The sequence below is a fragment of the Acinetobacter sp. NIOH-H-8 genome, assembly GCF_046635365.1.
GTDB lineage: Bacteria > Pseudomonadota > Gammaproteobacteria > Pseudomonadales > Moraxellaceae > Acinetobacter.
Map to the genome: position 1 here is coordinate 1 of NZ_JBHDVN010000039.1, position 26,194 is coordinate 26,194.

At 42.3% G+C, this 26,194-nt stretch carries 25 protein-coding genes, 1 other RNA gene and 3 pseudogenes; 17 read left to right on the forward strand and 12 right to left on the reverse strand.

Annotated elements, in window-relative coordinates:
* Window positions 1-201: 201 nt before the first annotated feature.
* From ACEWB7_RS12900 to ACEWB7_RS12910, 3 genes are all read right to left on the reverse strand, one after another.
* A complete protein-coding gene (locus ACEWB7_RS12900) occupies window positions 202-441 on the reverse strand; it encodes a DUF378 domain-containing protein (protein ID WP_034703714.1) in 240 nt (79 codons plus the stop codon).
* A 398-nt stretch (window positions 442-839) separates the two neighbouring features.
* Window positions 840-2,174 (reverse strand): Xaa-Pro aminopeptidase, encoded by a 1,335-nt coding sequence (gene pepP, locus ACEWB7_RS12905; RefSeq protein WP_312319686.1) that lies wholly within the window; start codon window positions 2,172-2,174, stop codon window positions 840-842.
* A 153-nt stretch (window positions 2,175-2,327) separates the two neighbouring features.
* Window positions 2,328-2,960, reverse strand: coding sequence for a UPF0149 family protein (locus tag ACEWB7_RS12910; protein ID WP_034703706.1), 633 nt, complete (start codon window positions 2,958-2,960; stop codon window positions 2,328-2,330).
* A gap of 65 nt (window positions 2,961-3,025) precedes the next feature.
* Here ACEWB7_RS12910 and ACEWB7_RS12915 point away from each other — a divergent pair, with 65 nt between their 5' ends.
* The 5 genes from ACEWB7_RS12915 to lon all read left to right on the forward strand — a co-directional run bounded on the left by ACEWB7_RS12915 (window position 3,026) and on the right by lon (window position 7,594).
* Window positions 3,026-3,583 carry a hypothetical protein gene (locus tag ACEWB7_RS12915; protein WP_004782884.1) on the forward strand — a complete coding sequence of 186 codons (558 nt, stop codon included), beginning with the start codon at window positions 3,026-3,028 and terminating at the stop codon, window positions 3,581-3,583.
* Complete coding sequence (locus tag ACEWB7_RS12920) at window positions 3,580-3,867, forward strand: cell division protein ZapA (protein ID WP_004782886.1); 288 nt, start codon at window positions 3,580-3,582, stop codon at window positions 3,865-3,867. The genes ACEWB7_RS12915 and ACEWB7_RS12920 overlap by 4 nt, the downstream gene beginning before the upstream one ends.
* Window positions 3,868-3,964: 97 nt before the next feature.
* Window positions 3,965-4,149: non-coding RNA, 6S RNA (gene ssrS / locus ACEWB7_RS12925), on the forward strand.
* Between the two features lie 289 nt (window positions 4,150-4,438).
* The gene (locus ACEWB7_RS12930; RefSeq protein WP_034703704.1) at window positions 4,439-5,020 is read left to right on the forward strand and encodes a 5-formyltetrahydrofolate cyclo-ligase; all 582 of its coding nucleotides are present in this window, start codon (window positions 4,439-4,441) and stop codon (window positions 5,018-5,020) included.
* Window positions 5,021-5,167: 147 nt separating this feature from the next.
* Window positions 5,168-7,594: an endopeptidase La gene (lon, locus tag ACEWB7_RS12935; RefSeq protein WP_034703702.1), complete on the forward strand. Its 2,427-nt coding sequence runs from the start codon at window positions 5,168-5,170 to the stop codon at window positions 7,592-7,594.
* Window positions 7,595-7,659: 65 nt separating this feature from the next.
* Here lon and ACEWB7_RS12940 read toward each other — a convergent pair whose 3' ends face one another.
* A complete protein-coding gene (locus tag ACEWB7_RS12940) occupies window positions 7,660-8,619 on the reverse strand; it encodes a M28 family peptidase (RefSeq protein WP_034703701.1) in 960 nt (319 codons plus the stop codon).
* A gap of 155 nt (window positions 8,620-8,774) precedes the next feature.
* On the opposite strand from ACEWB7_RS12940, the gene rlmH reads away from it, so the two are divergent.
* The 3 genes from rlmH to ACEWB7_RS12955 all read left to right on the forward strand — a co-directional run bounded on the left by rlmH (window position 8,775) and on the right by ACEWB7_RS12955 (window position 11,062).
* Complete coding sequence (gene rlmH, locus ACEWB7_RS12945) at window positions 8,775-9,257, forward strand: 23S rRNA (pseudouridine(1915)-N(3))-methyltransferase RlmH (protein WP_004782895.1); 483 nt, start codon at window positions 8,775-8,777, stop codon at window positions 9,255-9,257.
* A gap of 106 nt (window positions 9,258-9,363) precedes the next feature.
* Complete coding sequence (locus ACEWB7_RS12950) at window positions 9,364-10,140, forward strand: dioxygenase (protein ID WP_034703699.1); 777 nt, start codon at window positions 9,364-9,366, stop codon at window positions 10,138-10,140.
* 139 nt (window positions 10,141-10,279) lie between these two features.
* Window positions 10,280-11,062 (forward strand): META and DUF4377 domain-containing protein, encoded by a 783-nt coding sequence (locus ACEWB7_RS12955; protein WP_312309303.1) that lies wholly within the window; start codon window positions 10,280-10,282, stop codon window positions 11,060-11,062.
* A 70-nt stretch (window positions 11,063-11,132) separates the two neighbouring features.
* Here ACEWB7_RS12955 and gdhA read toward each other — a convergent pair whose 3' ends face one another.
* A complete protein-coding gene (gdhA, locus tag ACEWB7_RS12960; protein WP_004782901.1) occupies window positions 11,133-12,476 on the reverse strand; it encodes an NADP-specific glutamate dehydrogenase in 1,344 nt (447 codons plus the stop codon).
* Window positions 12,477-12,823: 347 nt separating this feature from the next.
* Here gdhA and ACEWB7_RS12965 point away from each other — a divergent pair, with 347 nt between their 5' ends.
* Window positions 12,824-13,615 (forward strand): RnfABCDGE type electron transport complex subunit B, encoded by a 792-nt coding sequence (locus tag ACEWB7_RS12965; protein ID WP_411580890.1) that lies wholly within the window; start codon window positions 12,824-12,826, stop codon window positions 13,613-13,615.
* Between the two features lie 4 nt (window positions 13,616-13,619).
* Complete coding sequence (gene nth / locus ACEWB7_RS12970; RefSeq protein WP_034703692.1) at window positions 13,620-14,333, forward strand: endonuclease III; 714 nt, start codon at window positions 13,620-13,622, stop codon at window positions 14,331-14,333.
* Window positions 14,334-14,368: 35 nt separating this feature from the next.
* Here the strand turns inward: nth and ACEWB7_RS12975 are convergent, their stop codons facing one another.
* From ACEWB7_RS12975 to ACEWB7_RS12990, 4 genes are all read right to left on the reverse strand, one after another.
* Window positions 14,369-14,578: a hypothetical protein gene (locus ACEWB7_RS12975; RefSeq protein WP_034703690.1), complete on the reverse strand. Its 210-nt coding sequence runs from the start codon at window positions 14,576-14,578 to the stop codon at window positions 14,369-14,371.
* 82 nt (window positions 14,579-14,660) lie between these two features.
* The gene (gene adk / locus ACEWB7_RS12980) at window positions 14,661-15,320 is read right to left on the reverse strand and encodes an adenylate kinase (RefSeq protein ID WP_004782907.1); all 660 of its coding nucleotides are present in this window, start codon (window positions 15,318-15,320) and stop codon (window positions 14,661-14,663) included.
* Between the two features lie 83 nt (window positions 15,321-15,403).
* On the reverse strand, window positions 15,404-16,720 hold the full coding sequence (locus tag ACEWB7_RS12985) for a hypothetical protein (protein WP_312319137.1): 1,317 nt from the start codon (window positions 16,718-16,720) through the stop codon (window positions 15,404-15,406).
* 65 nt (window positions 16,721-16,785) lie between these two features.
* Window positions 16,786-17,304 carry a hypothetical protein gene (locus ACEWB7_RS12990; RefSeq protein WP_034703685.1) on the reverse strand — a complete coding sequence of 173 codons (519 nt, stop codon included), beginning with the start codon at window positions 17,302-17,304 and terminating at the stop codon, window positions 16,786-16,788.
* A 234-nt stretch (window positions 17,305-17,538) separates the two neighbouring features.
* On the opposite strand from ACEWB7_RS12990, the gene mrdA reads away from it, so the two are divergent.
* Window positions 17,539-19,581, forward strand: a complete 2,043-nt coding sequence (mrdA, locus tag ACEWB7_RS12995; RefSeq protein ID WP_079281022.1) for a penicillin-binding protein 2 — start codon at window positions 17,539-17,541, stop codon at window positions 19,579-19,581.
* Between the two features lie 3 nt (window positions 19,582-19,584).
* On the forward strand, window positions 19,585-20,142 hold the full coding sequence (rsmD, locus tag ACEWB7_RS13000; protein WP_034703680.1) for a 16S rRNA (guanine(966)-N(2))-methyltransferase RsmD: 558 nt from the start codon (window positions 19,585-19,587) through the stop codon (window positions 20,140-20,142).
* 75 nt (window positions 20,143-20,217) lie between these two features.
* Here the strand turns inward: rsmD and ACEWB7_RS13005 are convergent, their stop codons facing one another.
* Entirely contained in the window at window positions 20,218-20,424 is a 207-nt protein-coding gene (locus tag ACEWB7_RS13005) for a hypothetical protein (protein ID WP_034703678.1), read from the reverse strand.
* Between the two features lie 244 nt (window positions 20,425-20,668).
* On the opposite strand from ACEWB7_RS13005, the gene ACEWB7_RS13010 reads away from it, so the two are divergent.
* The 3 genes from ACEWB7_RS13010 to ACEWB7_RS13020 all read left to right on the forward strand — a co-directional run bounded on the left by ACEWB7_RS13010 (window position 20,669) and on the right by ACEWB7_RS13020 (window position 22,720).
* Window positions 20,669-21,418 (forward strand): sulfite exporter TauE/SafE family protein, encoded by a 750-nt coding sequence (locus tag ACEWB7_RS13010; RefSeq protein ID WP_034703712.1) that lies wholly within the window; start codon window positions 20,669-20,671, stop codon window positions 21,416-21,418.
* An 84-nt stretch (window positions 21,419-21,502) separates the two neighbouring features.
* On the forward strand, window positions 21,503-22,264 hold the full coding sequence (locus ACEWB7_RS13015; protein ID WP_034703676.1) for a 3-oxoacyl-ACP reductase: 762 nt from the start codon (window positions 21,503-21,505) through the stop codon (window positions 22,262-22,264).
* Window positions 22,265-22,396: 132 nt separating this feature from the next.
* Complete coding sequence (locus ACEWB7_RS13020; RefSeq protein WP_034703675.1) at window positions 22,397-22,720, forward strand: hypothetical protein; 324 nt, start codon at window positions 22,397-22,399, stop codon at window positions 22,718-22,720.
* A gap of 64 nt (window positions 22,721-22,784) precedes the next feature.
* On the opposite strand, the gene ACEWB7_RS13025 is transcribed toward ACEWB7_RS13020, so the two are convergent.
* Window positions 22,785-23,363, reverse strand: a complete 579-nt coding sequence (locus tag ACEWB7_RS13025) for a 1-acyl-sn-glycerol-3-phosphate acyltransferase (protein ID WP_034703672.1) — start codon at window positions 23,361-23,363, stop codon at window positions 22,785-22,787.
* Between the two features lie 309 nt (window positions 23,364-23,672).
* On the opposite strand from ACEWB7_RS13025, the pseudogene ACEWB7_RS13030 reads away from it, so the two are divergent.
* Window positions 23,673-24,857: pseudogene (locus tag ACEWB7_RS13030) on the forward strand (hypothetical protein).
* Window positions 24,858-24,895: 38 nt separating this feature from the next.
* Here the strand turns inward: ACEWB7_RS13030 and ACEWB7_RS13035 are convergent.
* A pseudogene (locus ACEWB7_RS13035) lies at window positions 24,896-26,057 on the reverse strand (helix-turn-helix transcriptional regulator).
* A 64-nt stretch (window positions 26,058-26,121) separates the two neighbouring features.
* On the opposite strand from ACEWB7_RS13035, the pseudogene ACEWB7_RS13040 reads away from it, so the two are divergent.
* A pseudogene (locus ACEWB7_RS13040) lies at window positions 26,122-26,194 on the forward strand (IS5/IS1182 family transposase); the annotation flags it as partial.

The window sequence follows — 26,194 nt, forward strand, 5'->3', positions numbered from 1 at the left end:
CTTGACTCAAGCATTAATGCAGTACGATCTTCAAAGTTAAGATGATGGTATGACAATTTTATATACTCCATAAACCCTTTAAATTAATTAGGTGGTTTATGTCGCACTTCAAGTTTTACTCTGCCCTTTTAGATTAACTAATCTGTTATAGAAATCAGTTAATTAAAAAAATATAAATGACTTCAATTAACTTTTAGTCAGTTAACGTACTACTCGAGCTTGAGACTCATGATGTACATCACGTCGACCCAATTTTGTACCAGTATAGATCAGATACAAGGCAGACAAACCAACCAATACATAAATAATTCGAGATAGTGCACTCATTTCACCAAAGATGGCAGCGACTAAATCAAAGTTAAACGCACCAACCAGACCCCAGTTGATGCCACCAATAATCGCTAAAGCATAAGCAATCCAGTCAAGCGTATTTAGTCTCATCATTTTTCTCCTGCTCTTCTTTGAGTTTATTTGAGGAACAGGTTAAGTATGAGAATGAAATCGGAATTAATATGTTGCTTTGATGCTAAAAACTCAATTGCTATGTTGAATTCCTGTCATCTTATAATTCTCAATTTTAACAAAGTTAATTTTATTTGAATAAGTCGCGATTAACGTAAGTAAAAGTCTTTCATGTTTCTCGACAGTATCTTTGTTTTATGTAGCCATTGGATAATTTATTCCCTAAGAAATTATTTCATTTTTCTTAAAATTTTATAAATACTCATTTTAATATCAATATATTAGAAAAATTAATTTCCTTAATGAGTCAATTTTTAGCTTTTTCCTATGATAATAAAAAAGCCGATGAGATCACCGGCTTTTTTTATATCTTTTATTTAAGCAGCACGTGCTTTGGCCATTAAGGCTTCAATATCTTCCACGGTTTTCACAACTTTTGCAGTTAAAACCAACGGGCCATTTTTGGTAGCAACTACATCATCTTCAATCCGGATTCCGATACCACGCCATTTAACATCTACAGTTTCATCATCTGGCGCAATATAAAGACCCGGCTCAACTGTCACGACCATACTTTCTTCATATGCACGCCATTCACCGTTGGCTTTATAAGTACCTACATCATGTACATCCATACCGAGCCAATGTCCAGTACCGTGCATATAGAACTGGCGGAAACTTTCCGTCTGGATAATTTCTTCAAGATCTCCCTGCATAATCCCCAGATCAAGTAAACCTTGAACCAGAATGCGAACCGCCACATTATGCGGCTCTTTATAAGAATTCCCGATTTGAACAGCATTGATGGCAGCAATCTGTGCATCCAGTACGACATTATATAAAGCTTTTTGTTCTGGGCTAAATTTACCATTCACCGGAAAAGTACGGGTAATGTCCGAAGCATAAAACTGATATTCACAGGCAGCATCAATCAGAACCAGATCACCATCCTTCAGCTCTTTGTCATTTTCCACATAATGCAGAATACAGGCATTTTCACCGCCACCGACAATACTGTTGTAGGATGGTACACAGCCATTTTTACCAAAGACATAATTCAGTTCAGCTTCTAAAGCATATTCCATCATGCCTGGACGAACTTTCTGCATAGCCAGTGTATGCGCTTCTGCAGAAATATCTGATGCAAGCTGCATCAGTTCAATTTCATTTTCATCTTTATGCAAACGCATTTCATCAACGATACGATCCAGCTGCATGATCTGTGCCGGTGCAGAAGTACCACGGCGGCTTTCACCACTGGCTGTTGCGATCCATTTAGCTACACGTGCATCAAATTCGGCATTGTGTCCAATCCGGTAGAAAAGCTTGTCTTTGTTCTGAAGCTTGGTGAGGATTTCCTCATCCAGTAGATCAATCGCATAGGCTTCGTCTGCTTCATAATCATCAACGGCGCCATTCACTCCGGCCCGGTAGCCATTCCAGATTTCCATTTCACGATCACGTTCACGGCAGAACAGACCATAAGTATAGCCTTCTTCTTCAGTATCAAAAGTTTCAATTACTGCAACTGCTTCAGGCTCAGCAAATCCGGTCAGGTAAAAGAAACTGCTGTCCGCGCGGTATTTATAATCTGCATCGCGGTTACGCAGGGCGACCGGGCTGGTGGCAATAATCGCGATACTACGTAATCCCATTTCCCCTGCGAGGATGTCACGACGTTCCTGAAAATCGGCTTGAGTCAGTTTCTTCATTACACCTTACTTCTTATCAATTACTACTGTTATTTAAAATTTGGTACTGAAAACAGGTCAGTTTAATTTACCGTCATCTTTACGAGAAGAATCAGCAAAAAATATGCCGGTTTTCAGAACCTTTTTTTAATTTTTGTCTAGAACCGCTTGCACTTAACTCGGACGTTTCGGCGAGAAAATTTCAACTACAGATTGCGCTTCAGTTGCAGAAGCTGGAGTAGGTGCTTTTTGCGTGAATTTCTGCAATAAAGGTGTTTCTTCAACTTCTAATTTCTTACGGCCGACGGACAGGCTTACCGGAATCAGACGAACAAACTCATACAGCTCCTGATAGCTTTCTTCGCCTTCGGCATCGTCATCAGAATCTTCAAACTCAACAGCTGCAACATCTTGTAAATGTTCAATCAGTTCCATTTCATCATTACGGATATGACCTGAAGCCAGACCGAAACCAAGCACTACGCCTGCACACCAGTCAGCCAATGCCTGAACGCGTTCAGCCAAGCTATGCTCATCATCTGGTAGTAATGGCAGATAATCCAGCTCATCTTCAGACAGCGCATGAAATATGTCTTCTGCCTCACCCGTTAACAATTCTAATGCTTCAGGGTTCAGTTCAGGAACATCTAGCGTTTCTAGAATCTGTACCCATTCATCACTTGAAGGTGCCTGAGTGACACAGACAATTCCGGTAAGCAAACCATGCAGTTCGCTTGGGCTAGAAATTTCTTCAATTGAGGAAAAATTGCGGTACCATTCTGACCAACCTGAAATATCGTCTTGCATTCGTTTATCCAATCTCTATACTGCTTTATATATTACCTTTGTTTGCAACACTGTGCGACCTCGATATGTTAGAAGAATTACAGCGTCTACAAGTGCATATTGGCGTTTTAAAAACGCGACTTGCACAACTTGAAAGTGAGAATACCAGTTTACGGGAGAAGCAAGAGGCTTCAAGCGTGCAACATGAAACTCAAATTGAACAAAAAAATAGCTTTATTGCGCAAAAACAACAAGAAATCCAGAATCTCAATCAGCAACTGACAGAATCACGTAACCAGTTTCAGCATTTAAACCAGGATGCTACAGCACTGGCAGATCGTTATAGCCGTCTGGAAAAAAGTTGTACTGATCTTAAGAACCGTTTTCAGGAAATTCTGGCTGAACGCAATGAGTTACGCGTGCTGAAAGAAAAGTTATTGCTGGAACAGCGTCATGCCCAGCAGGAAATTCAGCGGCTGAATCAGGAATCTGAACGTCTTACCCAGAAAAATGAAAATGCCAAAGCTAAAGTTGAAGCCATTATTCAACGTCTGGCAATTTTGGGAACAGCCCAGGATCAAAATGCACAGGAAATTCAGCAATTGGCCCATCCTACTGAAGTGACTGAGGAAGCTTCATCATGAATGAACAAATCGCAATCGACTTAAAGGTATTGGGTCATAGTTTCCGTCTGGCCTCCACTGCAGATCAGCAGGATGAACTACAACGTGCAGCGCAATTACTCAATGAAAAATACGATGAATTTCGCCGTAAAGCCCCTCGTATGGAACCAAGTAAACTGATCATTATGGTGGCACTGGAACTGATGCAGGAAGTATTGACGATGAATAAATCCCTGCAACAATATGCGCACTGCGAACGTTTGTTACAAACTATTTTAGAAGAAGTTGAAGAACTAACTGAATAAGCGAGTTTTTTGTTTAAACTTCGGGCGTTCGACTAAACTGTTTACAGTTCACGAACAGCATAGTGTTGCCACATCAGCATTATCGTTTATACTTAGTCTAACTCTGAGATGTTCGCCAGCGGGTCAGATTCCCCTGAGCCGATATTTAAATCTTAGGATTGAGTTCTGCATATTTAGAGTGTATGCCCATCCGGTATGGGAAACCCAGCAAGTATGCGTCTCGTCCACCTTGAACTTTAGGGTTCAAGGGTAATGACATGCAGCGGCATCCTCGGAGTGCTTCTATTTTTCTCAAAATATTTCATCATTTATCTTCTTTTCTAAAGCTCAAATTTATTATATTTTTCTTGGTTTAGCGTCCTATACCCGTATCTTTTTTCGTCTTTTAAAAAGTTGACTAGATCTAATTACAGATCAATCAATTAATGATTCGTGTTTTATTATTTTTAAAATTTAATCAAAAATTCATACAGATGCCTATAATACTCGTTATGTTGCTACCCTCTATTTAAGTTATGGCATTTTATTAATCTAATGCCTTAAAATCCTGAAGACCATATTTATGACGACGATGAATCTTTCCGAACTTCGCAAACAGCTACGTAAACAGCGCCGTCAACTCTCTCGATTTACCCAGAAACAGACTCAACAACGTATCTTAAATATGATTCGGACTTTGCCAGAATTTCATGCAAGCAAATCTGTGGGGGTTTATCTGGATGCTTTCGGTGAGGTTCGGACTCAGGCACTGATTGAATACTGCTTTAAGCACCATAAACAGGTTTATCTCCCAAATATTTGCAATATGAACCAGCAACTCACTTGGGTAGAAATCAGCCAGAATCAATATCGTTCCCAGCGTTTTGCTCATCATCGGTTGGGAATGCGTGAACCCATGGCTACACGTGGTCTGCATGTCTCAAAACTAGATCTTTTAGTTATGCCACTATTAGCCTGTGATCAATATGGCACCCGAATTGGTATGGGTGGTGGCTATTATGATCGTACGCTGGCAACAGCACCGCACCGTCCTTTTCGTCTGGGGTTAGCACATGACTTTCAGCTGATACCACAGCCTTTAACCCGAGAAGTTTGGGACCAGCCTCTAGATGCCCTGCTTACGCCTACACTTTTACAACGTTTTAAGCGTTAAACAATGTATTTCCAAATACATAAGTACTTTAAAATCACATAATTAGTCATTTTTTATACAATTTAGTCGCTATAGCCCTTGTAATTTTTAAATTACCCATCACTATTAAAAACATGGCAACACCGTTGTCACTCATTAGGAGTGCCCATGTCTGAAATTATTATGAATCAAGAAACCTTAGAGCCTCAGGTTCCAAGTGTATTACCACTTTTGGCGCTACGTGATGTGGTGGTGTACCCACACATGCAAATTGCGCTATTTGTCGGTCGTGAAAAATCGATCAATGCAGTTGATGTGGCTCGTAACAGTGACAATCTAGTATTTGTAGTTGCGCAAAAAGATTCGCTTACAGAAGAAATTGATCACGACAACTTATATCAATACGGTACTGTCGCGAAGATTGTGCAAGTTGTGAATCACGAAAATGATGAAAACTGTATTAAAGTCCTGATTGAGGGACTGTATCGTGCCAAGCTCAAAACCATCATTGATGAAAATGAGTATTTGACTGCTGAGCATGAACTTAGCCCAATGACTGTGTCAGTCGATGAAACAACTCAAGCTACGCGCTTGCAGGAGCTGCGTGCCCTGTTCGCTCAGTATGCTGAAGCAAAACTTCGTAATGCTCGTGAGCTGATTGCAGCTGCGAATAAAATCGAAGACTTGTTGCAACTGTTATTCTTCGTAGCGACCCGTGTTCCTTTGAATATCGAAGTGAAACAGAAATTCCTGGAATATGACGAGTTCGATGCACATTTAACTGAGTTGATGACTTATCTACTGCAACAGTCTGAAGAACAGCAGATCGAACAGACTTTGCATGACTCTGTTAAACGCCAGATGGAAAAAAACCAGCGTGAATACTTCCTGAATGAAAAAATGAAAGTCATTCAGCGCGAGCTTTCCGATATGAATGGCGGTGCGGAAGATGACGTTGCGGAAATCGAAAAACGTCTGGCTGAAGCTGATCTGCCTGAGCATGTGCGTAAAAAAGCGGAATCTGAGTTCCGTAAACTCAAAGCAATGCAACCAGCCTCTAGCGAAGCTGCGGTAGTTCGCAACTATCTAGAAGTGATTCTAGATACGCCATGGAACAAAGCCAGCAAAGTTAGCATTAACTTGAATAAAGCTCAGGAAATCCTGGATGCCGATCACTATGGTCTGGATGATGTCAAAGACCGTATTGTGGAATATCTGGCGGTTCAGTCTCGCGTGAAAAAATTACGCGGTCCAATCCTGTGTCTAGTTGGTCCTCCAGGTGTAGGTAAAACTTCCTTGGGTGAATCGATTGCCAAAGCGACTGGCCGTGAGTTTGTCCGTATGGCCCTAGGTGGTGTACGTGACGAAGCAGAAATTCGTGGTCACCGTCGTACCTACATTGGTGCGATGCCAGGTAAGATCGTGCAGTCATTGACCAAAGTTGGCGTGAAAAACCCGCTGTTCTTGCTCGATGAGATTGACAAGATGGCTCAAGACTACCGCGGTGATCCAGCTTCTGCGATGCTTGAAGTACTTGATCCATCACAGAACAACAAGTTCAATGATCACTATCTTGATTTGGACCTTGACCTGTCAGAAGTGATGTTCATCTGTACTGCCAACAGCATGAATATTCCTGAAGCCCTCTTGGACCGTATGGAAGTGATTCGTCTGCCTGGCTATACCGAAGAAGAGAAAGTTAACATTGCTGACCGTTACCTTGTTCCTAAAGCAATCAAGAACAATGGTTTACGTGCTAAAGAGTTGACTGTGCATGAAGAAGCGATTCGTGACATCGTGCGTCGTTATACTCGTGAAGCCGGTGTTCGTAACCTTGAACGTGAAGTGTCTAAAATTGCACGTAAGGTAGTGAAAGAAGCAGTTAGCAAGAAAGCTAAAAATCTTCAGGTTGAAGTGAATGCGGGTAATCTTCCAGATTACTTGGGTCCACATAAATTTGACTACGGCATGGCAGAAGAAGAAGCTCAAATCGGCCGCGTAAATGGCTTGGCTTGGACTTCAGTGGGTGGTGAGTTACTGACTATTGAAGTTGCAGCAGTACCTGGTAAAGGGAAATTCATTACCACCGGTTCACTTGGTGATGTAATGAAAGAATCGATTACCGCTGCCATGACTGTCGTTCGTACCCGTGCGGCTGAATTAGGTATCGAAGCTTCCCGCTTTGAAGAAACTGATGTGCACGTGCATTTACCAGAAGGTGCGACTCCGAAAGATGGCCCATCTGCAGGTTTGGCACTGACCACTGCCCTAGTGTCTGCATTCACCGGTATCGCGATTCGTCCAGATATTGCGATGACAGGTGAAACCAGCTTAAGTGGTCGTGCAATGCGTATCGGTGGCCTGAAAGAGAAACTGCTTGCTGCGCACCGTGGTGGCATCAAACTGGTGTTCATTCCACAGGAAAACGTTCGCGACCTTGCGGAAATTCCTGAAAATGTAAAAGAAGGCTTAGAAATCAAAGCTGTGAAATCGATTGATGAGATTTTACCTCTGGCTTTGATCGATATGCCGAAAGCACTGGTGAAACCACCAATTGTGAAAGCAAGTGAAGAAGCTAAAGCTGCACGTCATTAAGACCTAAAGGCTTTGAAAAACACCCTGCTCTGGCAGGGTGTTTTTGTATTTAGGCGGGGATAATTTTAAAGGCGAATCACCATATCGACCAAACCATTCACGACCTGAGCCATCTTGGTCAGATCCAGTTTATCTAAGGTATCCTGCTCGGTATTGTAGTAAGGATTACGATAATGCGCTGTGTCTGTAATCAACATGGTTGAATAGTTAAACTTGGCATAATTCAGATAACCAGAAAAATTCATGTCCTGAGCGAATGCTGGGCTAATAAAACGCTGACAGTCCAGACGCTTGAAACGTTGCATGGACGTGCAGTAATCTCCTGTCAAACCGGCTGATGCCAGATGTCCAATCGCAGCAATGAAGTTCCCATGCCGTGGATAGATCCATTTCAAACCTGTGGGATAGGTCTGCACCAGATTTTCATCATAATAGCCAATAGAATCCAGAATAATGACACCTTTCACTTTCTTTTTCTGGGTCTTTAAAGCTTTGGCATGTAGATAGCTTCCCATATGTTCAGTCTTGAAATAGGGCGGCTCCTCCAGTGTATAGAAAGCGAACTCGATATTATGTTTGAGTTTTGACTTTTGTAAGGCCAGTAATCGGGCTGTTTCCAGTACCCCTGCTACACCAGAAGCATTGTTATCTGCTCCATACAAGTCACTAAAGACATCATAATGCGCGCCAATAACCAGTTTGGTTTTGGCTTTGGCATTCAGTTGACACACCACATTTCTATAGCTTAGGCTATTTACAATATAGTTTTGGAACTGGCATGGAATGCCAAGCAGACGCATCTGTTCCTTGAGCCAGGCTGAAACTCGGTTTAATTCACTGGTATTTTTAAAATTCCGGTATTCATCTACACTGATAATCTGTTTGATAAAAAGTTCCAGATATTCTGGCTGTGCCTGTTTGGAGGAAAAATTTGCAGGCGTAGCAAAGCTCATGCCTGAATTGGTTAAACCGAGAATAATTAGTAGAAAAGTACAATATCTTTTAATAATGAAACTGGTCCGCATTTCTTATTATCCATTCCTTTATTATCAAGCGGATACTTGAATCATGTATATTAAAGCAACATTAAATTCATGATTTCAATTTCAATTTGTTTCCCTAGCTCAACTTCGTGTTGTTTGATCGTTATAATGAAGTATCTAATTATTGATCCAGTTCTATGAAAATCCGTATCTTAACCATCGGCCAGAAAATGCCGGCTTGGGTGCTGACAGGCTTTGAAGACTATTTCAAACGTATTCAGCCTTTTGTACAGACTCAGGTGGTTGAATTGCCAATGGCAAAACGGGGCAAAAACGATTCTGAAGCCGATATTCTGAAATACCGAAATATTGAAGGTGACAGTATTTTAAATGCCTTAAAACAGAATGAAGTCCTGATTGCACTAGAAGTCGGTGGCCGTGAGTTTAGTACGGAAAAACTGGCTGAAACCATGAAAGGCTGGATGCTGGAAGGTCATGATATTGCCTTGGCGATTGGTGGGCCAGATGGCCATTCTGAAGCAGTCCGCAAAGCAGCAGCCTGGCATTGGTCCCTATCTAAACTCACCTTGCCACATCCGCTAGTCCGTGTAATGCTGATTGAACAACTGTATCGCGCCATGAGCATCAACCATAATCATCCTTATCACCGTGCAGGCTGATCTGTTGATGCGTTCTGATTATGCAACGTTTTGTTGAATAATCACCTCTGCTTTTGCTTCCCTTTTTATTGCATGATTAAAACATTGAACTAATGTGGTTTGACTTATGAACTTACAGACTTTGCCCGGCTTATTTATTTCTCATGGCTCTCCCATGCTCGCGCTCAATCCTGAGCAGGTTGGCCCGGCATTGCACCGTTTAAGCCTGAATCTGCCACGTCCAACTGCCATTATTGTTATGTCGGCACATTGGGAAAGTGAAGCTCTGGAAGTCAATACAGGTATTCGTCCTGAAACTTGGCATGACTTCCGTGGCTTTCCACCTGAGTTATATGAGTTACGCTATCCTGCTCCTGGCAATCCAGAGCTGGCTGAGCAAGTCTTGGGCTTATTGGCCAATGCCGGCTTCTCTGCACATGCCAACAGCACCCGTCCGCGTGATCATGGCGTCTGGATGCCGCTATTACATATGTATCCGGAAGCAGATATCCCGGTGGTTGAAATTTCTTTACCAATGTCGATGAGTGCAGAAGAGATTTACAAGATTGGCCAGACGTTGGCGCCCCTTCGTGAGCAGCAGGTTTTCCTGATCGGGTCAGGGAGCATTACTCATAATTTGCGTGAATTGTCCTGGCAGGGAAATAGCGATGAAGTTCCGGAATGGGCATCGGCCTTCCGCAACTATGTGGCCAATAAATTAACCCATAGCGATTTTGATGCCGTTCTGGACTGGCAGTCTATTCCTCAGTTAAAACGTAATCACCCAACGCTGGAACACTTTGCCCCGCTATTCTTTGCTATGGGCACCGGAAACCGATTCAGTATCGTACATAGCAGTTTTACGATGGGCGCTTTGGGGATGGATATCTACCGTTTTGACTGACAGTTAACTCCAACCATTTAATATCCGACTTTTTAATTTGGATACATTTTGTTAGCAAAAGCTACGATTTGTATCCATATTTTTTGTTAATCTCTTGATTATAATCACGTTGAAACTTTAGTACATAGAATATAAACCAATGAAATTCAGTATTTTTGCGCTTGCCCTGCTCCCTTTTGCTTTAACTGCATGTCAATCTTCTCATCTTCCTGCTACTTCAGGAGATCCGGCTATTTCTACTCTATCCACCACATTAAAAACACCTACACAAATTTTGCCCGCTTATACCTGGGAACTTGATCGTGGGCTGCAACGCCCGATTGTTCTGAGCTTTGATCAGCAAGGCAGACTGAGTGTCGCTTCTGGCTGTAATGGCCTTGGCACGAGCTGGACTGTTAAAGATAATACCCTGAGTACAGGTGACATGATGGGTACCATGATGGCGTGTGATGCACCATTAATGGAACAGGAACGTTTTATCAGCCAGCTTCTGCAAAAGCGTGATATTCCGTTTAGTTTGGATCTAAGTGATTCCAATCAGCCAAAACTGAGTATTACTGCAGCTAATGGCCAAAAATATGTCTTTACCGGAAAAATGACACCGGAAACCAAATACCAAGGTCAGGCAGAAACCATTTTCCTGGAAGTTTCGCCACAGACTAAAGCCTGTACGGGTGTAGCTCAGCAAACCTGCTTACAGGTGAAAGAAATCAAATATGATGGAAAAGGCTTAAAGACTCAGGTCGATAAAGACTGGACTTTATTCTATGATCAGATTGAAGGTTTTCAGCATACACCGAATGAGCGTCAGATTATTCGGGTAAAACGCTATGAAATCAAAAATCCGGCAGCTGATCAGTCTAAATATGCCTATGTATTTGACATGGCTGTAGAGCGTGAAACAGTCAAAGGCACTCTTTAAAGATAAAATCTGAACATAAAAAAACCGAGGCATTCACCTCGGTTTTTTTCAAGCTTAAACTCAGTCAGACTTAGAATACGCCTTGAGAAAGCATTGCATCAGCAACTTTTACGAAGCCAGCGATGTTTGCGCCGTCTACATAGTTTACAGTACCGTCTTCTTTAGTACCGTATTTCACACAGTTGCGGTGAATTTCTTTCATGATCGCGTGCAGACGCTCGTCAACTTCTTCGAAAGTCCAGCCTAAACGCAATGCGTTTTGAGACATTTCAAGACCAGAAGTTGCTACACCACCGGCGTTAGATGCTTTACCTGGAGCATAAAGGATTTTCGCTTCAACGAATTTCTCAACTGCTTCAAGTGTAGAAGGCATGTTCGCACCTTCAGCAACACAGATTACGCCGTTTGCAAGAAGCGCTGCTGCATCATTCGCATCAAGTTCGTTTTGAGTTGCACATGGAAGCGCGATATCACATTTGATACCCCAAGGACGTTGACCTTCAAGGTATTCAAAACCGTGTTTAGACGCGAATTCAGAGATACGGCCACGTTTAATGTTTTTCAGTTCCATTACTTCAGCAAGAAGTTCTTCAGTGAAACCATCTTTAACGTGAACAGTACCCGCAGAGTCAGATAGAGAAACAACTTTAGCACCCAGGAACATTGCTTTTTCAGCAGCGTACTGCGCAACGTTACCAGAACCGGAGATAGTGACCACTTTATCTTTGAAGCTTTCGCCACGAGTTTTCAGCATTTCTTCAGCGAAATACACTGTACCGTAACCAGTTGCTTCTGGACGAGCCAGAGAACCACCAAAAGTCAGGCCTTTACCAGTGAATACACATGAAGTGTCATTGCTGAGTTTTTTCATCATACCCGCCATGTAGCCAACTTCACGGCCACCCACACCGATATCACCCGCTGGAATATCTGTATTAGAACCAAGATGACGATAAAGCTCGATGATTAACGCTTGGCAGAAACGCATGATTTCGCCTTCTGATTTGCCTTTAGGGTCAAAATCAGAACCGCCTTTACCACCGCCCATAGGCAATGTAGTCAGGGCATTTTTGAAAGTTTGCTCGAAACCGAGGAATTTCAAAATAGAAAGGTTCACTGACGGGTGGAAACGCATACCACCTTTGAATGGACCAATCGCTGAGTTGTACTGTACGCGGAACGCACGGTTAACCTGTGTTTGACCTTGGTCATCTACCCAAGCAACACGGAACTGGATCGCACGCTCAGGTTCAACTAGACGTTCTAGTAAACCATGTGCTGCGTATTGTGGATTCTTTTCAATGAATGGCCACAAACTGGTCATCACTTCTTCTACAGCTTGAAGAAATTCGGGTTGATGTGCATCACGTGATTTTACGTAATCTAGGAACTCATTAAGTGTGTTGTATTTCAACGCTTAATCCTCAGCAGAAAATGGATCAAAATTGGTCAAATTTACAATCAATGTTAAATTTTGGCGCAAAATATTAAATATCTTTTGTAACTAATCTACAATACTTTTTTGAAAAATAGTTTAAATTTAATTTGATAACAATTATTTATATTGATTATGAATATTTTTTCTGTGTAATTAAATGCCAATTGAATCAATACTTAATTGTTAATTTATGCCTGATAATAATGCACAAAGTGACCTTTAATCGTGCATAACTTAGTTCCTTAAAAACATGTTAAAATTGTTAAATTGACATATTTTGTTTCATTCACTCTAAGGCTCAGCCCGAGCAGCCTAGGTTATTCATGAATTCGCAGATCTCTCTAGTCCAGTCTATTGATGCTTTATTGCCCCAAACCCAGTGCGGTTTATGTGGTCATCGTGATGGCTGCTTGCCCTATGCTCAGTCCATTGCTGAGGGCGAAGATGCCAATAAATGTGTACCAGGTGGACAGCCAGTCGCTGATGCTCTGGCAGCATTGTTAAATCGTTCTAAACTGCCTGCTGAAGAAAGTGTCTGGCCCATTCAGGCGGATGGTCGTCCTCAGCGCATGAAAGCCATCATTCGTGAAGATGAATGCATTGGCTGTACCAAATGCATTAGTGTCTGCCCGGTCGATGCGATTATTGGCTCAGGCAAATTGATGCATACCGTGCTCACTGACTTGTGTACCGGCTGTGAACTCTGCATTCCGCCTTGCCCGGTAGACTGTATTGATCTGGTCGAAGATCTTCAGCCTTTACCAACTGAAGCTCAGCGTATTGCTGAACAGGATGATTTGCGTAAACGTTACTATGCGCATATTCAACGCGAAGAAAAACGTCGCATCGACCGTAAGGGACCTGTCGTTCGTGCCGAGATTAATACTGCCCTATTTGCCCAGTTCTCTGCTCAGGTCGATCAGGTTCCTGTCATTAAAATCGTGAAAAAACCAGCAGATGAAGTGGTTACACTTGATGCCAAAACCACGATTGAGCTTGCTAAATTACGCACACAAATCAAAAAGTTAGAAAAACAGCTTTCTGTTCGTGAGGATGCACGCAAACGTCTGCAACTTGAAGAACTGACGCAGCAATTACAGGCTTTACAGGGATAAGATCATGACTACAGTAACAGCTAAGCCTGTAAAAAACATGACTAAAAAACAGATTCAGACTTTCTTTGAGCGCCTGCGTGAACAGCGTCCCAATCCGAAAACCGAACTAAATTATTCCAGTCCTTTTGAGTTGCTGGTCGCAGTCACGCTCTCTGCTCAAGCTACCGATGTCAGCGTCAACAAAGCCACAGACAAACTGTTTCCAGTCGCCAATACACCGGAAGCAATTTATGCACTCGGTGTGGATGGGCTGAAGGAATATATCAAAACGATTGGCCTGTATAATTCCAAAGCTGTGAACGTCATTAAAGCCTGTGAAATGTTAATCAAGAAGCATAACAGCGTAGTACCGGACAATCGTGCAGATCTGGAAGCTTTACCGGGTGTAGGACGCAAAACAGCGAATGTGGTGCTAAATACCGCCTTTGGCCAACCGACCATGGCTGTGGATACGCATATCTTTCGTGTTGGTAACCGTACCGGGTTGGCGGTGGGTAAAAACGTGCTTGAGGTCGAGCATCGTCTGGTCAAAGTGATTCCAAAAGAATTTATTATTGATTCACATCACTGGCTGATTTTACATGGCCGCTATTGCTGCATCGCACGTAAACCGAAGTGTCATGAATGTGTGGTCGCCGATGTCTGCAATTGGCCCGACCGTTTTGAATTTGGCGCAGGTCGCGCAATTCCGGTGAAAAATATTGAAGCTGAACGCTAGGTTCAGCTTTTTAATTTAAGTACTCGAAAAGTTTTTTATTTTTTATTTTGCTCAGCCTGTTCTTGTTTGCGCTTTTGCTCAAGCTCGGCCTGTAATTTGGGATGCAGCTGACGCTCAGGCACCTTACCCACATTCTCAGCACGTTCTTCCTGACGTACTTTTTTCAGCATCTTGACGCTGACATAGAACAGCGCAAACAGTACTGCCAGAAATACAATCATCAATCCCAATACAGCAAATTTCACAGCAGATCCTTTTGAACAATACAATAAAAAGAGCCCTAATATGACTTAGGGCTCTTTGAAAGTCAAAATGATCGGAAACCGATTATTTTGCTTGATCCAGAATCGCGAAAAGATCTTTTTGAACTTCTTCGATTGGACGTAGACCATTTAACTTGTCATAAGTCGGTGCATTTTCGCCTGAAGCTGCACGGCCTTGATAGAAGCCAACCAGCTGTTCAGTTTCTGTGTGGTATGAACCTAAACGGCGACGAATAGTTTCTTCCTGGTCATCTGGACGTTGTACCAGATCTTCACCAGTTTCATCATCTTTACCTTCCACTTTTGGCGGGTTGTAAACGATGTGATAAACGCGACCAGACGCCGGGTGTTGACGACGACCAGATAGACGTTGAACGATTTCTTCATCCGGCACATCAATTTCAATCACATGATCAATTGCAATGCCTTCTTTTTCCAGCGCTTCAGCTTGAGGAATCGTACGTGGGAAACCATCAAAGATGCAGCCATTTGCACAGTCAGGTTGTGCAATACGCTCTTTGACCAGACCAATGATCAATTCATCAGAAACCAAACCGCCATTGTCCATGACGCTTTTAGCTTGTAGACCTAATTCAGTTCCTTCACGAATTGCAGCACGGAGCATATCACCGGTTGAAATTTGTGGGATATTGTAGCGCTTACAGATCAACTGAGCTTGTGTACCTTTACCTGCTCCAGGTGGTCCGAGTAAGATAATGCGCATATATAAACATCCTCATTTTTTTAACTATGTATAAGATACCCAGCTGCACACGACCAAAACGTGTGCTGCTCTTTGGCATCTAATTATAAGAAAGCCACAAACAAATGGATTAAACCCGCAACAAAACCGGTAACTCCCCCCAGGACAATCAAGATCCATTCATCTTCCTGAAAAGCAGGACGTAATAGATTCTGAAACTCGTTAGGCGTCAAATCACGTATGCGGTCTCTAAACATTTGATAGATTTTCTGTGCACGGCTCGCATTAAACGCAGGGTCGCTTACAGGCACCATCGTAATTTCAATCGAGCGATCGATCAAGTCTGTCTTGAGTTTTGCATACTCTTTTGGTCCTAAAGACAACTGTAAAGAGGTCCGAACCAGCGGTGTTTCCATAATTTCGTTAATATGACGTTTGACAATACGGCGGGTTTTATCTTTTTTACCACCATACATCATTTCTGTCATGATCGATTTTAGCGTAATCAGATCTTCTGTGACCACACTTGCAAATACGTCAGAAACTTCCTCCTGACGTTTCATAAATGCGCCTTGTATGTTATAGGTGCCAATTCTTGGAATTACCGGCTTAATCCAAGGGAATCTGTGATCGGCTGTACGCTTAAAGAATTGCGGGTATTTAATATAATGCGGTTCTACCGGATTAAATACCATCCAGATCGCAATCCAGTTAGTCAGGAAGCCCCAGATAGCAGCCCAGAACGGTACGGTCCAGTGCCATGGCACCAAAAACCAGACCACCATCTGGAACAGGCCAAAGAACATCCCGATCAGGGCACTGATATGCCAGATAAAGTTGATTTCTTTCTGTCCGACTTTCAGGAACATGCGCACCATTAAACGACGATCGCCTTCCATTTGACTGACCACCATGTCGCGCATATCGACCAGTGACTCGACGTTCATGGTCAGTTCAGTCACCAATTCTTTTAATACCTGTGGCAGCTGTTTATGGGCTTGGGCATAAATACGGCGCTTGATTGAATAAGGCAAGTTTTCCCATAACACCGCATTTCGGTCCATCATGACTTCATCAATCAGATGTTCCAGTTCAAAACCGACCTGTTCCCCGATAATACGTGCCATATCATCCGGATCCATTGCCTGCAAGAACTCTTGGATAGAACCCAATTTAGACAAGGTATTATCCGTGATAATTCCTGAGATTCTTCCAGCTTTACGCGGCACAATACCTTGCCAGCCAACAGGAACAGGCCCGACATGAAAACCCCAAAAATTAATTGGATAAAACACCATTTTTAGCGCCATCCACACGTGAGCCCATGTTACGAATGCGGTCACCGGGATAATGCTGAGCACTGCCCAAAAATCTGGGCGATTCAAGAAGGCTTGCCACAATTCATTGACGTACTCAAGCATGCATAAATTCCATATTTAATTTTTTGTTCACAGAATACAGGTATTAATAAAGTTGAATATTTTGTCTATAAACCGATACTTAAAGTATAGGAGAATTGTAGTCTGGGTTCAGTTTCGGCTACAACGCGACCATTACTGTCCTGTAATTTCTCCCCCGCCCCAATACCGATACTAAAACTGCTGATCCGTTCTGAACTAAGCAAAACATACGCCAGATCAATGCCCCCACCTAAACGGCTTTCGTATTTGCCATCAACCTGTTTGCTATCGATATGACCGGCATAAGCCCCTACATAATAACCATTTTTGTCCTTGCCGGTGAGGTGTGCAGGATAACGAAAGCCAACTTGTGCTCCAACTGTACGATCATCGTTGAGAAAAGCACCACCTTTCACATAAGCAATCCCATAAGGATTCACCCATTCAGTGTTTAGATGGATAAGTTTCTGGGTAAAACCGACCCCAACATTAAATGCTTTAGGCTCACGATCCTCAGTTCTGTTTGTCGTATTATTCACTTGATCATGTGCATATACCCCATTTGCAAAGAATGCAAATGCCAACAAAGGGTAAACTTTGTTCATTCCTTCACCATCTTCCTTAATTATAGTTTTTGGTAGAGTCCTATATTTATTTAATTTTGACTTTATCAGAATTATTAAAACTCTTGTACACAGCACTTTACAATTTTCATGTCTGCAAAGTCAAAGTTTAAACACAGGAATTGCTACAGCCAGTTTTCCATTATCAAATCCCGTACAGTTGCGCTAGAATACTCCACTTTGATTCCTTTCCCTCTGGTCTTAAGTCGATCGCGTATGAAGCAGCACTTTCCTTTAAAAAATGCACAACAAGAAAAGCGCATCTATAGCAGTCGGGTCTGGATCTCTGTAGGTATTGTGATTTTCTTTATGCTGCTGCTGGTCAGCCGCTATGCTTATTTGCAAATTTTTAATTTTGAAACCTTCTCTACGGCTTCTGACCAGAACCGTATTCGTCTGCAGCCCTTAGCGCCAGCACGCGGTTATATTTATGATCGTAACGGTATTCTGCTTGCCGACAATTACCCAGTTTTTACAGCTACCTTAAGCCGCGCCGATGTTCAGGATATTGATGATACGCTGAAACGTCTTACACCGATTCTGGAATTAACCGAAGAAGATATTGAACGTTTTCAGGTACGAATCAAGACGGCGCGTAAAACTGAACGCGTGTCGATCAAGCTGAATCTGAATGAAAATGATATTGCCCGTTTTAGTGAGGTGAAATATCTATTTCCGGGCGTCAATATTGAAACGCAGATGACCCGTTACTATCCGCATGGTGAACTTTTCGCGCATGTGATTGGTTATGTCGGCCGTATTAATGACAAAGAACTCAAAGAAATTGATAAGGATCTCTATGCCGGGTCTAACCTGATCGGGAAAATAGGGGTAGAAAAATACTATGAAGATCTCTTACATGGTGTGCCAGGGAATGAGTCGGTAGAAGCTGATGCTTTCGGTAATGTCCTGCGCTACTTAGGCCGTAAAGAGCCGGTACGCGGTAATGATCTGTACTTATCACTAGATTATGGTCTACAAACCATTGCCACTGAACAACTGGCCGGTCGTCGTGGTGCTATTGTCGCGATTGACCCACGTACAGGTGAAATTCTGGCGCTGGTTTCCAGTCCAAGTTTTAACCCTAATTTATTTGTCACTGGGATTAGTAGCAAAGATTATTCAGGTCTTCGTGACAGTTTAGATCAACCACTCTATAACCGTGCTGTTCAAGGGGCCTATCCTCCAGGTTCGACCATTAAACCGATGTTTGGCCTGGGTGGCCTTCATTATGGCCTGGTCGATTGGGATACAGCAATTTCCGATCCCGGCTATTTCACACTTCCGGGCGATTCGCATAAATTCCGCGACTGGAAAAAGTCAGGACACGGCGTAGTCAACTTGCATAAATCGCAAGTGGTCTCGTGCGATACCTTCTTCTACATTTTGTCGTTCCGTATGGGCATTGAAAAAATGAACACATGGATGCGCCAGTTTGGCTTTGGTGAAAAAACTGGTGTCGATCTGCCAAGTGAAAGCTCTGGCCTATACCCAAGTCCTGAATGGAAAATGCGTACCCGTAAATCCAAATGGTCACGTGGTGAAACCATTTCGGTGAGTATTGGTCAGGGTGCCTTTACCGCCACACCATTACAGCTCGCCATGGCAACTGCTATTACAGCAAATCAAGGCTCACATGTTACGCCTCACGTACTGCGTGAAAGTAAAGGTGCCAAACCTTTTACAGTACATAATGCCCCTAATGGTAAAATCGACTTTAATGGTCAACCAGATGACTGGATCAAAATGCGTGATGCGATGATCGATGTGGTTCAGTCAGGGACAGGTCGCGGAATCCGCACGCCGATGTATCAAATCGCAGGTAAAACCGGTACGGCACAGGTAAAAAGTATTGCCCAAGGTAAGCGCTATAATGAAGCCCTGCTGACTGAACGCCAGCTGGATCATGGTCTATTTGTTGGTTTTGCACCTGCTGAAGCCCCTGAAATTGCAGTAGTCGTTGTCTGGGAAAATGGCCGACATGGGGGTTCTGCTGCGCAACTGGCTAAACCGTTATTTGACTACTGGTTACTGTCTCGCGATAAAAATCCGATTCACCCTGCCGGTCATCAAATTAGTGGCGGTCTCATGACAGCAGGTATTAAACCGGGCGAATTGCCAAGTGGACCGAATCTGTTAAGTGCTGATCCGAATGCGACCCCAACCCAAGAAGGCGGTCAGGCGACCCACGCACAGCCAAACAATCCGCAACCTGCAACTTCTCGCTCTACCCCTTCAGCCAATGACGATCAGGAATAATTCATGAAAAACCAACTTAGAATTATTGGTGGTGACTGGAAACGCCGTCAATTGGCTTTTGCCAATATCGAAGGATTACGTCCTACACCTGACCGTGTGCGTGAAACTTTATTTAACTGGCTAATGTGGGATGTCCAGAATGCCTGTGTCTTGGATCTGTGTACCGGTTCAGGTGCTTTATCTTTTGAGGCATTATCACGTGGTGCAGCTTCAGTGGTGATGATTGAGCCGGATCGTACTCAGGCACAATTCCTCACCCAAAATCTGGAATTACTCAAAGTCACCAAAGCACGTGCGCAACTTAAAGTTGCGACAGCACAACAAGCATTAACCAGCCTGAAACAGCAGTTTGATCTGGTCTTTCTAGACCCTCCTTATAGTCTGGATCTATGGGAAACTCTGGCTGCTCAAGCTGATCCACTGATCAAAGAAGATGGTTTTATCTATGTAGAAGCCGATCGTGAACTGAGTACATTGAAGTTACCAAGTTCATGGCGTTTAGTTAAAAATACCAAAGCCGGTACAGTACGCGCAGGGCTGTATCAGAAAAAAGCGGCCTAAGACCTACTTATATTAAATACTTAAATAAAAAAGGATTCCTTAAAGGAATCCTTTTTCATAAATGGAAGGTAACGATTAACGATTACGACGCCAATCCCGATCGCCTCTGTCACGTTTCCAGTCACGATGATCTTTATGTTTTTTCCAGTCCTTATCACCACGATCCCGATCATCATGTCCATTACGATCATGATGACCGCGATAACCTTCATCCCAAGGATCAACCACACAGCCTGTTAGCGCTACTGCCAATACAGATGACAGTAATATCATTTTTTTCATGTTCATCACCTCTATACCGCCCTTAATTAGTATCAAGTGATTTCATGAAGAGTACGCGGAGCCATTGTTGCACTCTTGTATGATTTTGTTCATTTTCCATACTTAATTAAAGGATTTGTCTCGGATTTAATAAAAATCATTTATGCATATTTAGACTTAGATCCGCATAAATACAGCTAAGGATCTGCTTGGTTTTTCTAGCCATATTTTGAATACTACAAACTTTTCCAATACCCTGATTTTTATGACCTGGCTACTCTTTATTCTTGGTGCAATTATCGCAGGATTTGTACAGGGACTTACCGGTTTTGCTTTTGCATTAATTGCCATGTCATTCTGGGTATGGGGATTGAGTCCTCAACTTGCTGCACCCTTAGTGGTTTTTGCCTCGGTGTGGAGTCACCTCATTTCATTATTTAATGAGCCTAAACTTCCTCATCTGCACCGAACCTTATATCTACCTTATTTAATTGCAGGTCTGATCGGTGTCCCACTCGGTACCTGGTTACTGAATATCGTTGAAGCGGGCACTTTTCGTATTTTTCTTGGTATATTTCTCGTGATCTGGTGTCCACTGATGTTGCTTAATCCACAGATTAAATTGATTCAACATTCAGGTAAAACTGCGGATGCAGGGATTGGTTTGGTTGGTGGCATTTTAGGAGGTTTAGGGGGATTCTGTGGTTCTGTACCATCTGCCTGGTTAATGCTGAAACAGCTGCCGAAAGAACAGCAGCGCTACATATTGCGTCATTTTAATTTTGCCATACAGGTGTTTACCTTAGCCGCCTATTTACTGCAAGGCCCCTTAAATCAGACTCACCTTCCCTATATGGCGGTACTGATTCTAGCTGTAAGTATTCCCGCTATTTTAGGCGCACGTCTGTTTCATCAAATTTCAGAATTACGTTTTAAACAGATTGTCTTAGGCTTGCTCTTCAGCTCGGGCTGCTTTCTCCTGATCAAAGAAGGCATTGACTCATTTGCGCGATAGAGCAGCTCTAAAACCTTACATCACTTTGCTTTCAGCCCTATTGCTGTTATGTTAGCCCGAATGATTCTCAGGCGGATATAAGCAATGCAAATTCGTGATCAAATTGTCCTTGTGACTGGTGGTGCACGTGGATTGGGTCTAGCCATTACCCAGCTCCTGATACAGGAAGGTGCACGTGTGGTAGTAAATTACCATAGCAGCAAAACCCAAGCTGAAGCTTTACAAAATCAGTATCCTGATCAGGTCTTTGCCTGTCAGGCAGATGTAACACAAGCTGATCAGGTAAAAGCTTTATTCACTGCCAGCAAGGCCCATTTTGGAGAAGCCATCCATTCCGTCATTAATAATGCGCTGGTGCAGTTTGAGTTTAATGGTGATGAGCGACCTAAAGTTGAAGATCTGACCTGGGAAAGTATGTCCCGTCAGTTTAGTGGAGCAGTTCAGGCCTGTTTAAATACAACACAAGCTGCATTAGAAGATATGAAACAGGCACATTTTGGTCGTATCGTGAATATTGGGACTAACCTGATTCAAAACCCTGTCGTTCCTTATCATGATTATACGACTGCGAAAGCGGCGCTATTGGCCTTTACCCGAACTACTGCGCAAGATCTTGGTCAGTATGGGATTAACGTGAACATGCTTTCAGGTGGATTACTGCAAACTACAGATGCAAGTAAAGCAACGCCTGACTTTGTCTTTGACCTGATTGCTCAATCCACTCCTTTACGTCGCGTGATTACACCTGAAGAATTTGCGTCTGCTATTTTAATGTTCCTGTCACCTTATTCACGTGCAGTGACAGGTCAAAACCTGATTGTCGATGGCGGACTGGTTAAAGGTTAAAGATCGCAAAGAAAAAATGAGATTCTGAATTTTATTCTTCTATTTTTTGACCAGTTGTTGAATAAAACTACTTTTGCATAGCGCATTTACTTCTACAATAGTGCGCTCCCCATCAAAGTTCATCTATTTTCTATGAAACTCCTAACGGCATTGCTCAGTAGCATATTACTGGCAGGTTGTATGTCCAATGATCTTAAAAAGTCAGAACAGCTTCTGCGAAACTTCAATTGTGCCAAGATTGATACAGCGCAAATGCCACACAGTAGTATGACGGACTATTATCAACACATGCTGTACAGCAGCAAAACCAAGGTTGAGTCTTATATTGAGCAATATCATCAAGGAGAAGAGCTCTTTGACCTGTCTTTATATGAAGTGGTAGAACAGCAATACAATCTTTATAAAGATGCCTGCCAGAATCTGGGGGGAATTTTATCTGAAGAGAATCAAAATTAAATTCGGTATTTATATATCGTACAGAAAAGCAGAGTCCATCCCTCTGCTTTTATTTTTCCTGAAATTAAAAATAGCGTTGATCAATACTGAATTTTTCAGGAAATTTAGGTTCAATATTGGCATAGAACGTCATGATCTCAGCCATATCCTGTTCATAATTTCCTGTTGGATAAATGATTTTACCTACGCCCGCTTCTTTTTTTGCATAATCCATATAAGCCAGCGCAATTGGCACACCCACATTGATCGCCACATGATAAAAACCAGTTTTCCATTGTTCCTGACGGGCGCGTGTGCCTTCCGGCGTAACCAGCATGACTAGTTTAGGATGCTCTTTAAATAGACCTGTCATGACCTGAACCATGCTTGGACGTGGCTCACCCGGTTGTTTGGGACGACGGTCAATACCAATTCCACCCATTGCACGTACAAAAGGCCCAAATGGAAATTTCATATAGCTGTCTTTAATGGTCAGACGCACATTCACTTTTAATGCCTTTAAGGCCAAACGTGCATATAGCGCGTCCCAGTTACTGGTATGTGGCGCTGCAATCATCACACATTGATCAAGGTCTTCAGGCCATTGGTCATCGGTTTTCCAGCCCATTAAATTTAAAGTTTTCTCAGCTAAATTTTCAAACACAGCTACATCACAATCATTGTCAAAATTTCGCCACAGTCTAACAATGCAGCAGAATATAGATAGTGTATCCTGATCAATAAATCACCAATTAATATATATTTGTATTTTTAAACTTTAGGAAGAATTTTCAATCTATTGTTATTTGAATCTTCCTTCTTTCACTTCCTATTGCAAGCTCACTCTTTTAAGCAAATAGTGAGTTCAATTTATTTTACTGATTTATATATTTTTCCATCCCAATTTTAGGATATGTCGATTTTAGCTTTCTTTCTATACTTCGCTGACATAATAAATTTCAGGAAGATTTTCATGAAAAAGACTTTAATTTGTCTTGCCTTAGCGGGGTTACTTACAGCATGTGGCGGTTCAGATAATGATCGTACAGAGGGTTCATCACCTGTTCCACCTACCGCTCCGGTCGGGACCGAAACTGGTGTACTGACAGATGGAATTATCTCAGGGGTAACATATATCACCATCAGTGGTGCTGAAGGGGTTACTAATGAAAAAGGCGAATTTAAATTTAATGATGGAGAAAAGGTTAAATTCCTGATTGGTGACGTACAACTGGGTCAAGAAATTGAAGCCAAAGAACGTGTTACGCCTTTAGATTTAGCACAAACTGAAAATGCATGAACCAACCTGATGGTGCTTTTACAGTCTTTAGATACAGATAGTAATCATGACAATGGGATTAGCATCAGTACTGAAGCTGCTAATGCCCTTCTTAATCAAAGTTTAGATTTTTCTAAGGCTCCTACAGCTTTTGCTACAGACGTAGTATCAACAGGCGTAGTTACCACAGAAAAATTGATTACACCTGAAAAAGCTGCAGAGAACTTCCAGTCAACTTTCTATAAAGACATCGCCGGTACTTGGGAAATTGGGCGTAATGCAAACAGCGCTGTACTGATCCATATTTTAGAAGATGGCCGTTATGCCTTAGGCCAAGCAGAAGCTGTTGACGGTGATGGAACACCTGGCATTGAAACTGGAGAGTTAAACTGGAACGCAACTACCAGTGTAATTTCACCGCGCATTATTCAAGACAGTAATGGTGAATAGGGACTCTCAAATCCTGCAGAAGGCAAACCTTATACCTTAAACTATGATGGAACGACCTTAACTCTGACAGAACCTGGGATCAATACCGAATACCGTTTAAGCCGCGTCAAACAGTCTGCTAATGGTCTGGTAGGTGCTTGGAGATTTAGTGACACCCATTTATTTGCCTTCTTTGACACAAACTATTATTTCTTCCTGGACACTGAAGGCGGAGATGATTATGGCTGGCCTGGAATTGAATATGGCAAATTTACTCTTTCAGGTAATACACTCACAACCACTGAAGTTTTATTCGATACCAATGAATGTGGCGGATTACAAGACAGTTCCGATGGCAGCAAGACCATTGCAAACATCAATGTATCGGCTGAAACTCTGATCTTGCATCCACAAGGTGAAGGTCCTGTAACATTACAGCGCGTTAGATAATGAGCACTGCCTACCTAAAGAATTATCTTTAGGTAGGTTTAATTAATATGTTCAAAATGAATCGTACATCCCCTCAATAAGTGCATCAGCTCAATTTGTGAAGTGCAGTCAGTTTTTTCATAAATATTCTTAAAATAAGTGCGTACTGAACTTAAAGTGATCCCACATTTCACTGCAATTTCTTCTAATTTATAGCCATTGATTAAAAGTTCACACAAATCAAATTCACGTTTTGACAGTTGATATGCTTGCTGCAAATAAGCTCTAGATAATGAATAATGCCGGTTTTTGTCTGTCATAAATACAGCAATCTGATGCTGAGCTTCAGAAAATTGCTGCATTTTTCTCAACCTTTTAAAAGGCACAACAGTGAGCATCAATTGCTGTCCTTTAGAATCCTGCAAAGCCAAGACCCCGCCTATTTCACTCGACATACTGGTATCTTCCAGCAAAGCACTCGATAGCAATCTTTCCAGACGTTCCTGATCACCTACCGGTGTTTTTCAGCCGGTTATGCATATCCATTTCCAGACATGTTGAAGCTTCAATCATGCTTTGTGCTAGTGGATTTGAATAAGATAACTTGAGATCCTGATCCAGCAAAATAATACCGATTTTTAAACAGTCTAATACGGTATATAAGCTGATATTGTCTTGTTGTACCAAACTGATTTGCCGATGAATCTGTAAAGAGCGACGCAAATGTATGCCGATCCGTTTGAGAAAATTCAGTTCAGCTGCTTCAAAACCTTGAGTGTGTGGAGCACGATGTAGTCCCATGACTGCCCAGCGATAGTTTCCTCTGTCCAGCAATACTCCCGCCATATACCCTATCCCTGTAGGCTTAAGGCATTTTTCATAAAAGATATACTGCTCTGTTCCAGGTTGATCTGCATAATGACGGCAGTCCTGATTAAGTGCCTCCCCCATATCAATTTCATTCCATAAAGGCATATGCAGCTTCATGTCAATGACCCGAATCCGTTCATCCTGATAAGCAGCCAGGCTTTCTTCCGGGATATTGTAAGTATAAACAAAGTCATAGGCGGGATTGAATTGATCAAGACCGGTAAAAATTGCACTATGACTCTGGGTATATTGCACAATATCCTGAATGACCTCTAGCCATAAAGCAGGCAATAAAGCAGGCAATAAAGCAGCATCATATATTTTCGCGATGATATTAGGGTGTGTTGACACTTTTAGCTTAAAAAAATAGCGAAGTAGTAAAATCAAATCACCAAACCCAATTTTACTATTCGCTATGCCTCGTACCATGCTGACAGATCAACACTGGCAAAAGTTGAAAGTTATTCTGCGTAATTTATCCATTCACC

What these genes read in the sequence shown, in the direction of transcription:
- nth (WP_034703692.1), top strand. Translation starts at nt 13,620, where the DNA reads ATGACTACAGTAACAGCTAAGCCTGTAAAAAACATGACTAAAAAACAG.
- rlmH (WP_004782895.1), top strand. Translation starts at nt 8,775, where the DNA reads ATGAAAATCCGTATCTTAACCATCGGCCAGAAAATGCCGGCTTGGGTG.
- ACEWB7_RS13020 (WP_034703675.1), top strand. Translation starts at nt 22,397, where the DNA reads ATGAAACTCCTAACGGCATTGCTCAGTAGCATATTACTGGCAGGTTGT.
- lon (WP_034703702.1), top strand. Translation starts at nt 5,168, where the DNA reads ATGTCTGAAATTATTATGAATCAAGAAACCTTAGAGCCTCAGGTTCCA.
- mrdA (WP_079281022.1), top strand. Translation starts at nt 17,539, where the DNA reads ATGAAGCAGCACTTTCCTTTAAAAAATGCACAACAAGAAAAGCGCATC.
- ACEWB7_RS13005 (WP_034703678.1), bottom strand. Translation starts at nt 20,424, where the DNA reads ATGAAAAAAATGATATTACTGTCATCTGTATTGGCAGTAGCGCTAACA.
- ACEWB7_RS12990 (WP_034703685.1), bottom strand. Translation starts at nt 17,304, where the DNA reads ATGAACAAAGTTTACCCTTTGTTGGCATTTGCATTCTTTGCAAATGGG.
- ACEWB7_RS13010 (WP_034703712.1), top strand. Translation starts at nt 20,669, where the DNA reads ATGACCTGGCTACTCTTTATTCTTGGTGCAATTATCGCAGGATTTGTA.
- pepP (WP_312319686.1), bottom strand. Translation starts at nt 2,174, where the DNA reads ATGAAGAAACTGACTCAAGCCGATTTTCAGGAACGTCGTGACATCCTC.
- ACEWB7_RS12950 (WP_034703699.1), top strand. Translation starts at nt 9,364, where the DNA reads ATGAACTTACAGACTTTGCCCGGCTTATTTATTTCTCATGGCTCTCCC.
- ACEWB7_RS12930 (WP_034703704.1), top strand. Translation starts at nt 4,439, where the DNA reads ATGAATCTTTCCGAACTTCGCAAACAGCTACGTAAACAGCGCCGTCAA.
- ACEWB7_RS12940 (WP_034703701.1), bottom strand. Translation starts at nt 8,619, where the DNA reads ATGCGGACCAGTTTCATTATTAAAAGATATTGTACTTTTCTACTAATT.
- ACEWB7_RS12915 (WP_004782884.1), top strand. Translation starts at nt 3,026, where the DNA reads ATGTTAGAAGAATTACAGCGTCTACAAGTGCATATTGGCGTTTTAAAA.
- adk (WP_004782907.1), bottom strand. Translation starts at nt 15,320, where the DNA reads ATGCGCATTATCTTACTCGGACCACCTGGAGCAGGTAAAGGTACACAA.
- ACEWB7_RS12985 (WP_312319137.1), bottom strand. Translation starts at nt 16,720, where the DNA reads ATGCTTGAGTACGTCAATGAATTGTGGCAAGCCTTCTTGAATCGCCCA.
- ACEWB7_RS12900 (WP_034703714.1), bottom strand. Translation starts at nt 441, where the DNA reads ATGAGACTAAATACGCTTGACTGGATTGCTTATGCTTTAGCGATTATT.
- ACEWB7_RS12920 (WP_004782886.1), top strand. Translation starts at nt 3,580, where the DNA reads ATGAATGAACAAATCGCAATCGACTTAAAGGTATTGGGTCATAGTTTC.
- ACEWB7_RS12965 (WP_411580890.1), top strand. Translation starts at nt 12,824, where the DNA reads ATGAATTCGCAGATCTCTCTAGTCCAGTCTATTGATGCTTTATTGCCC.
- ACEWB7_RS13015 (WP_034703676.1), top strand. Translation starts at nt 21,503, where the DNA reads ATGCAAATTCGTGATCAAATTGTCCTTGTGACTGGTGGTGCACGTGGA.
- ACEWB7_RS12910 (WP_034703706.1), bottom strand. Translation starts at nt 2,960, where the DNA reads ATGCAAGACGATATTTCAGGTTGGTCAGAATGGTACCGCAATTTTTCC.
- rsmD (WP_034703680.1), top strand. Translation starts at nt 19,585, where the DNA reads ATGAAAAACCAACTTAGAATTATTGGTGGTGACTGGAAACGCCGTCAA.
- ACEWB7_RS12955 (WP_312309303.1), top strand. Translation starts at nt 10,280, where the DNA reads ATGAAATTCAGTATTTTTGCGCTTGCCCTGCTCCCTTTTGCTTTAACT.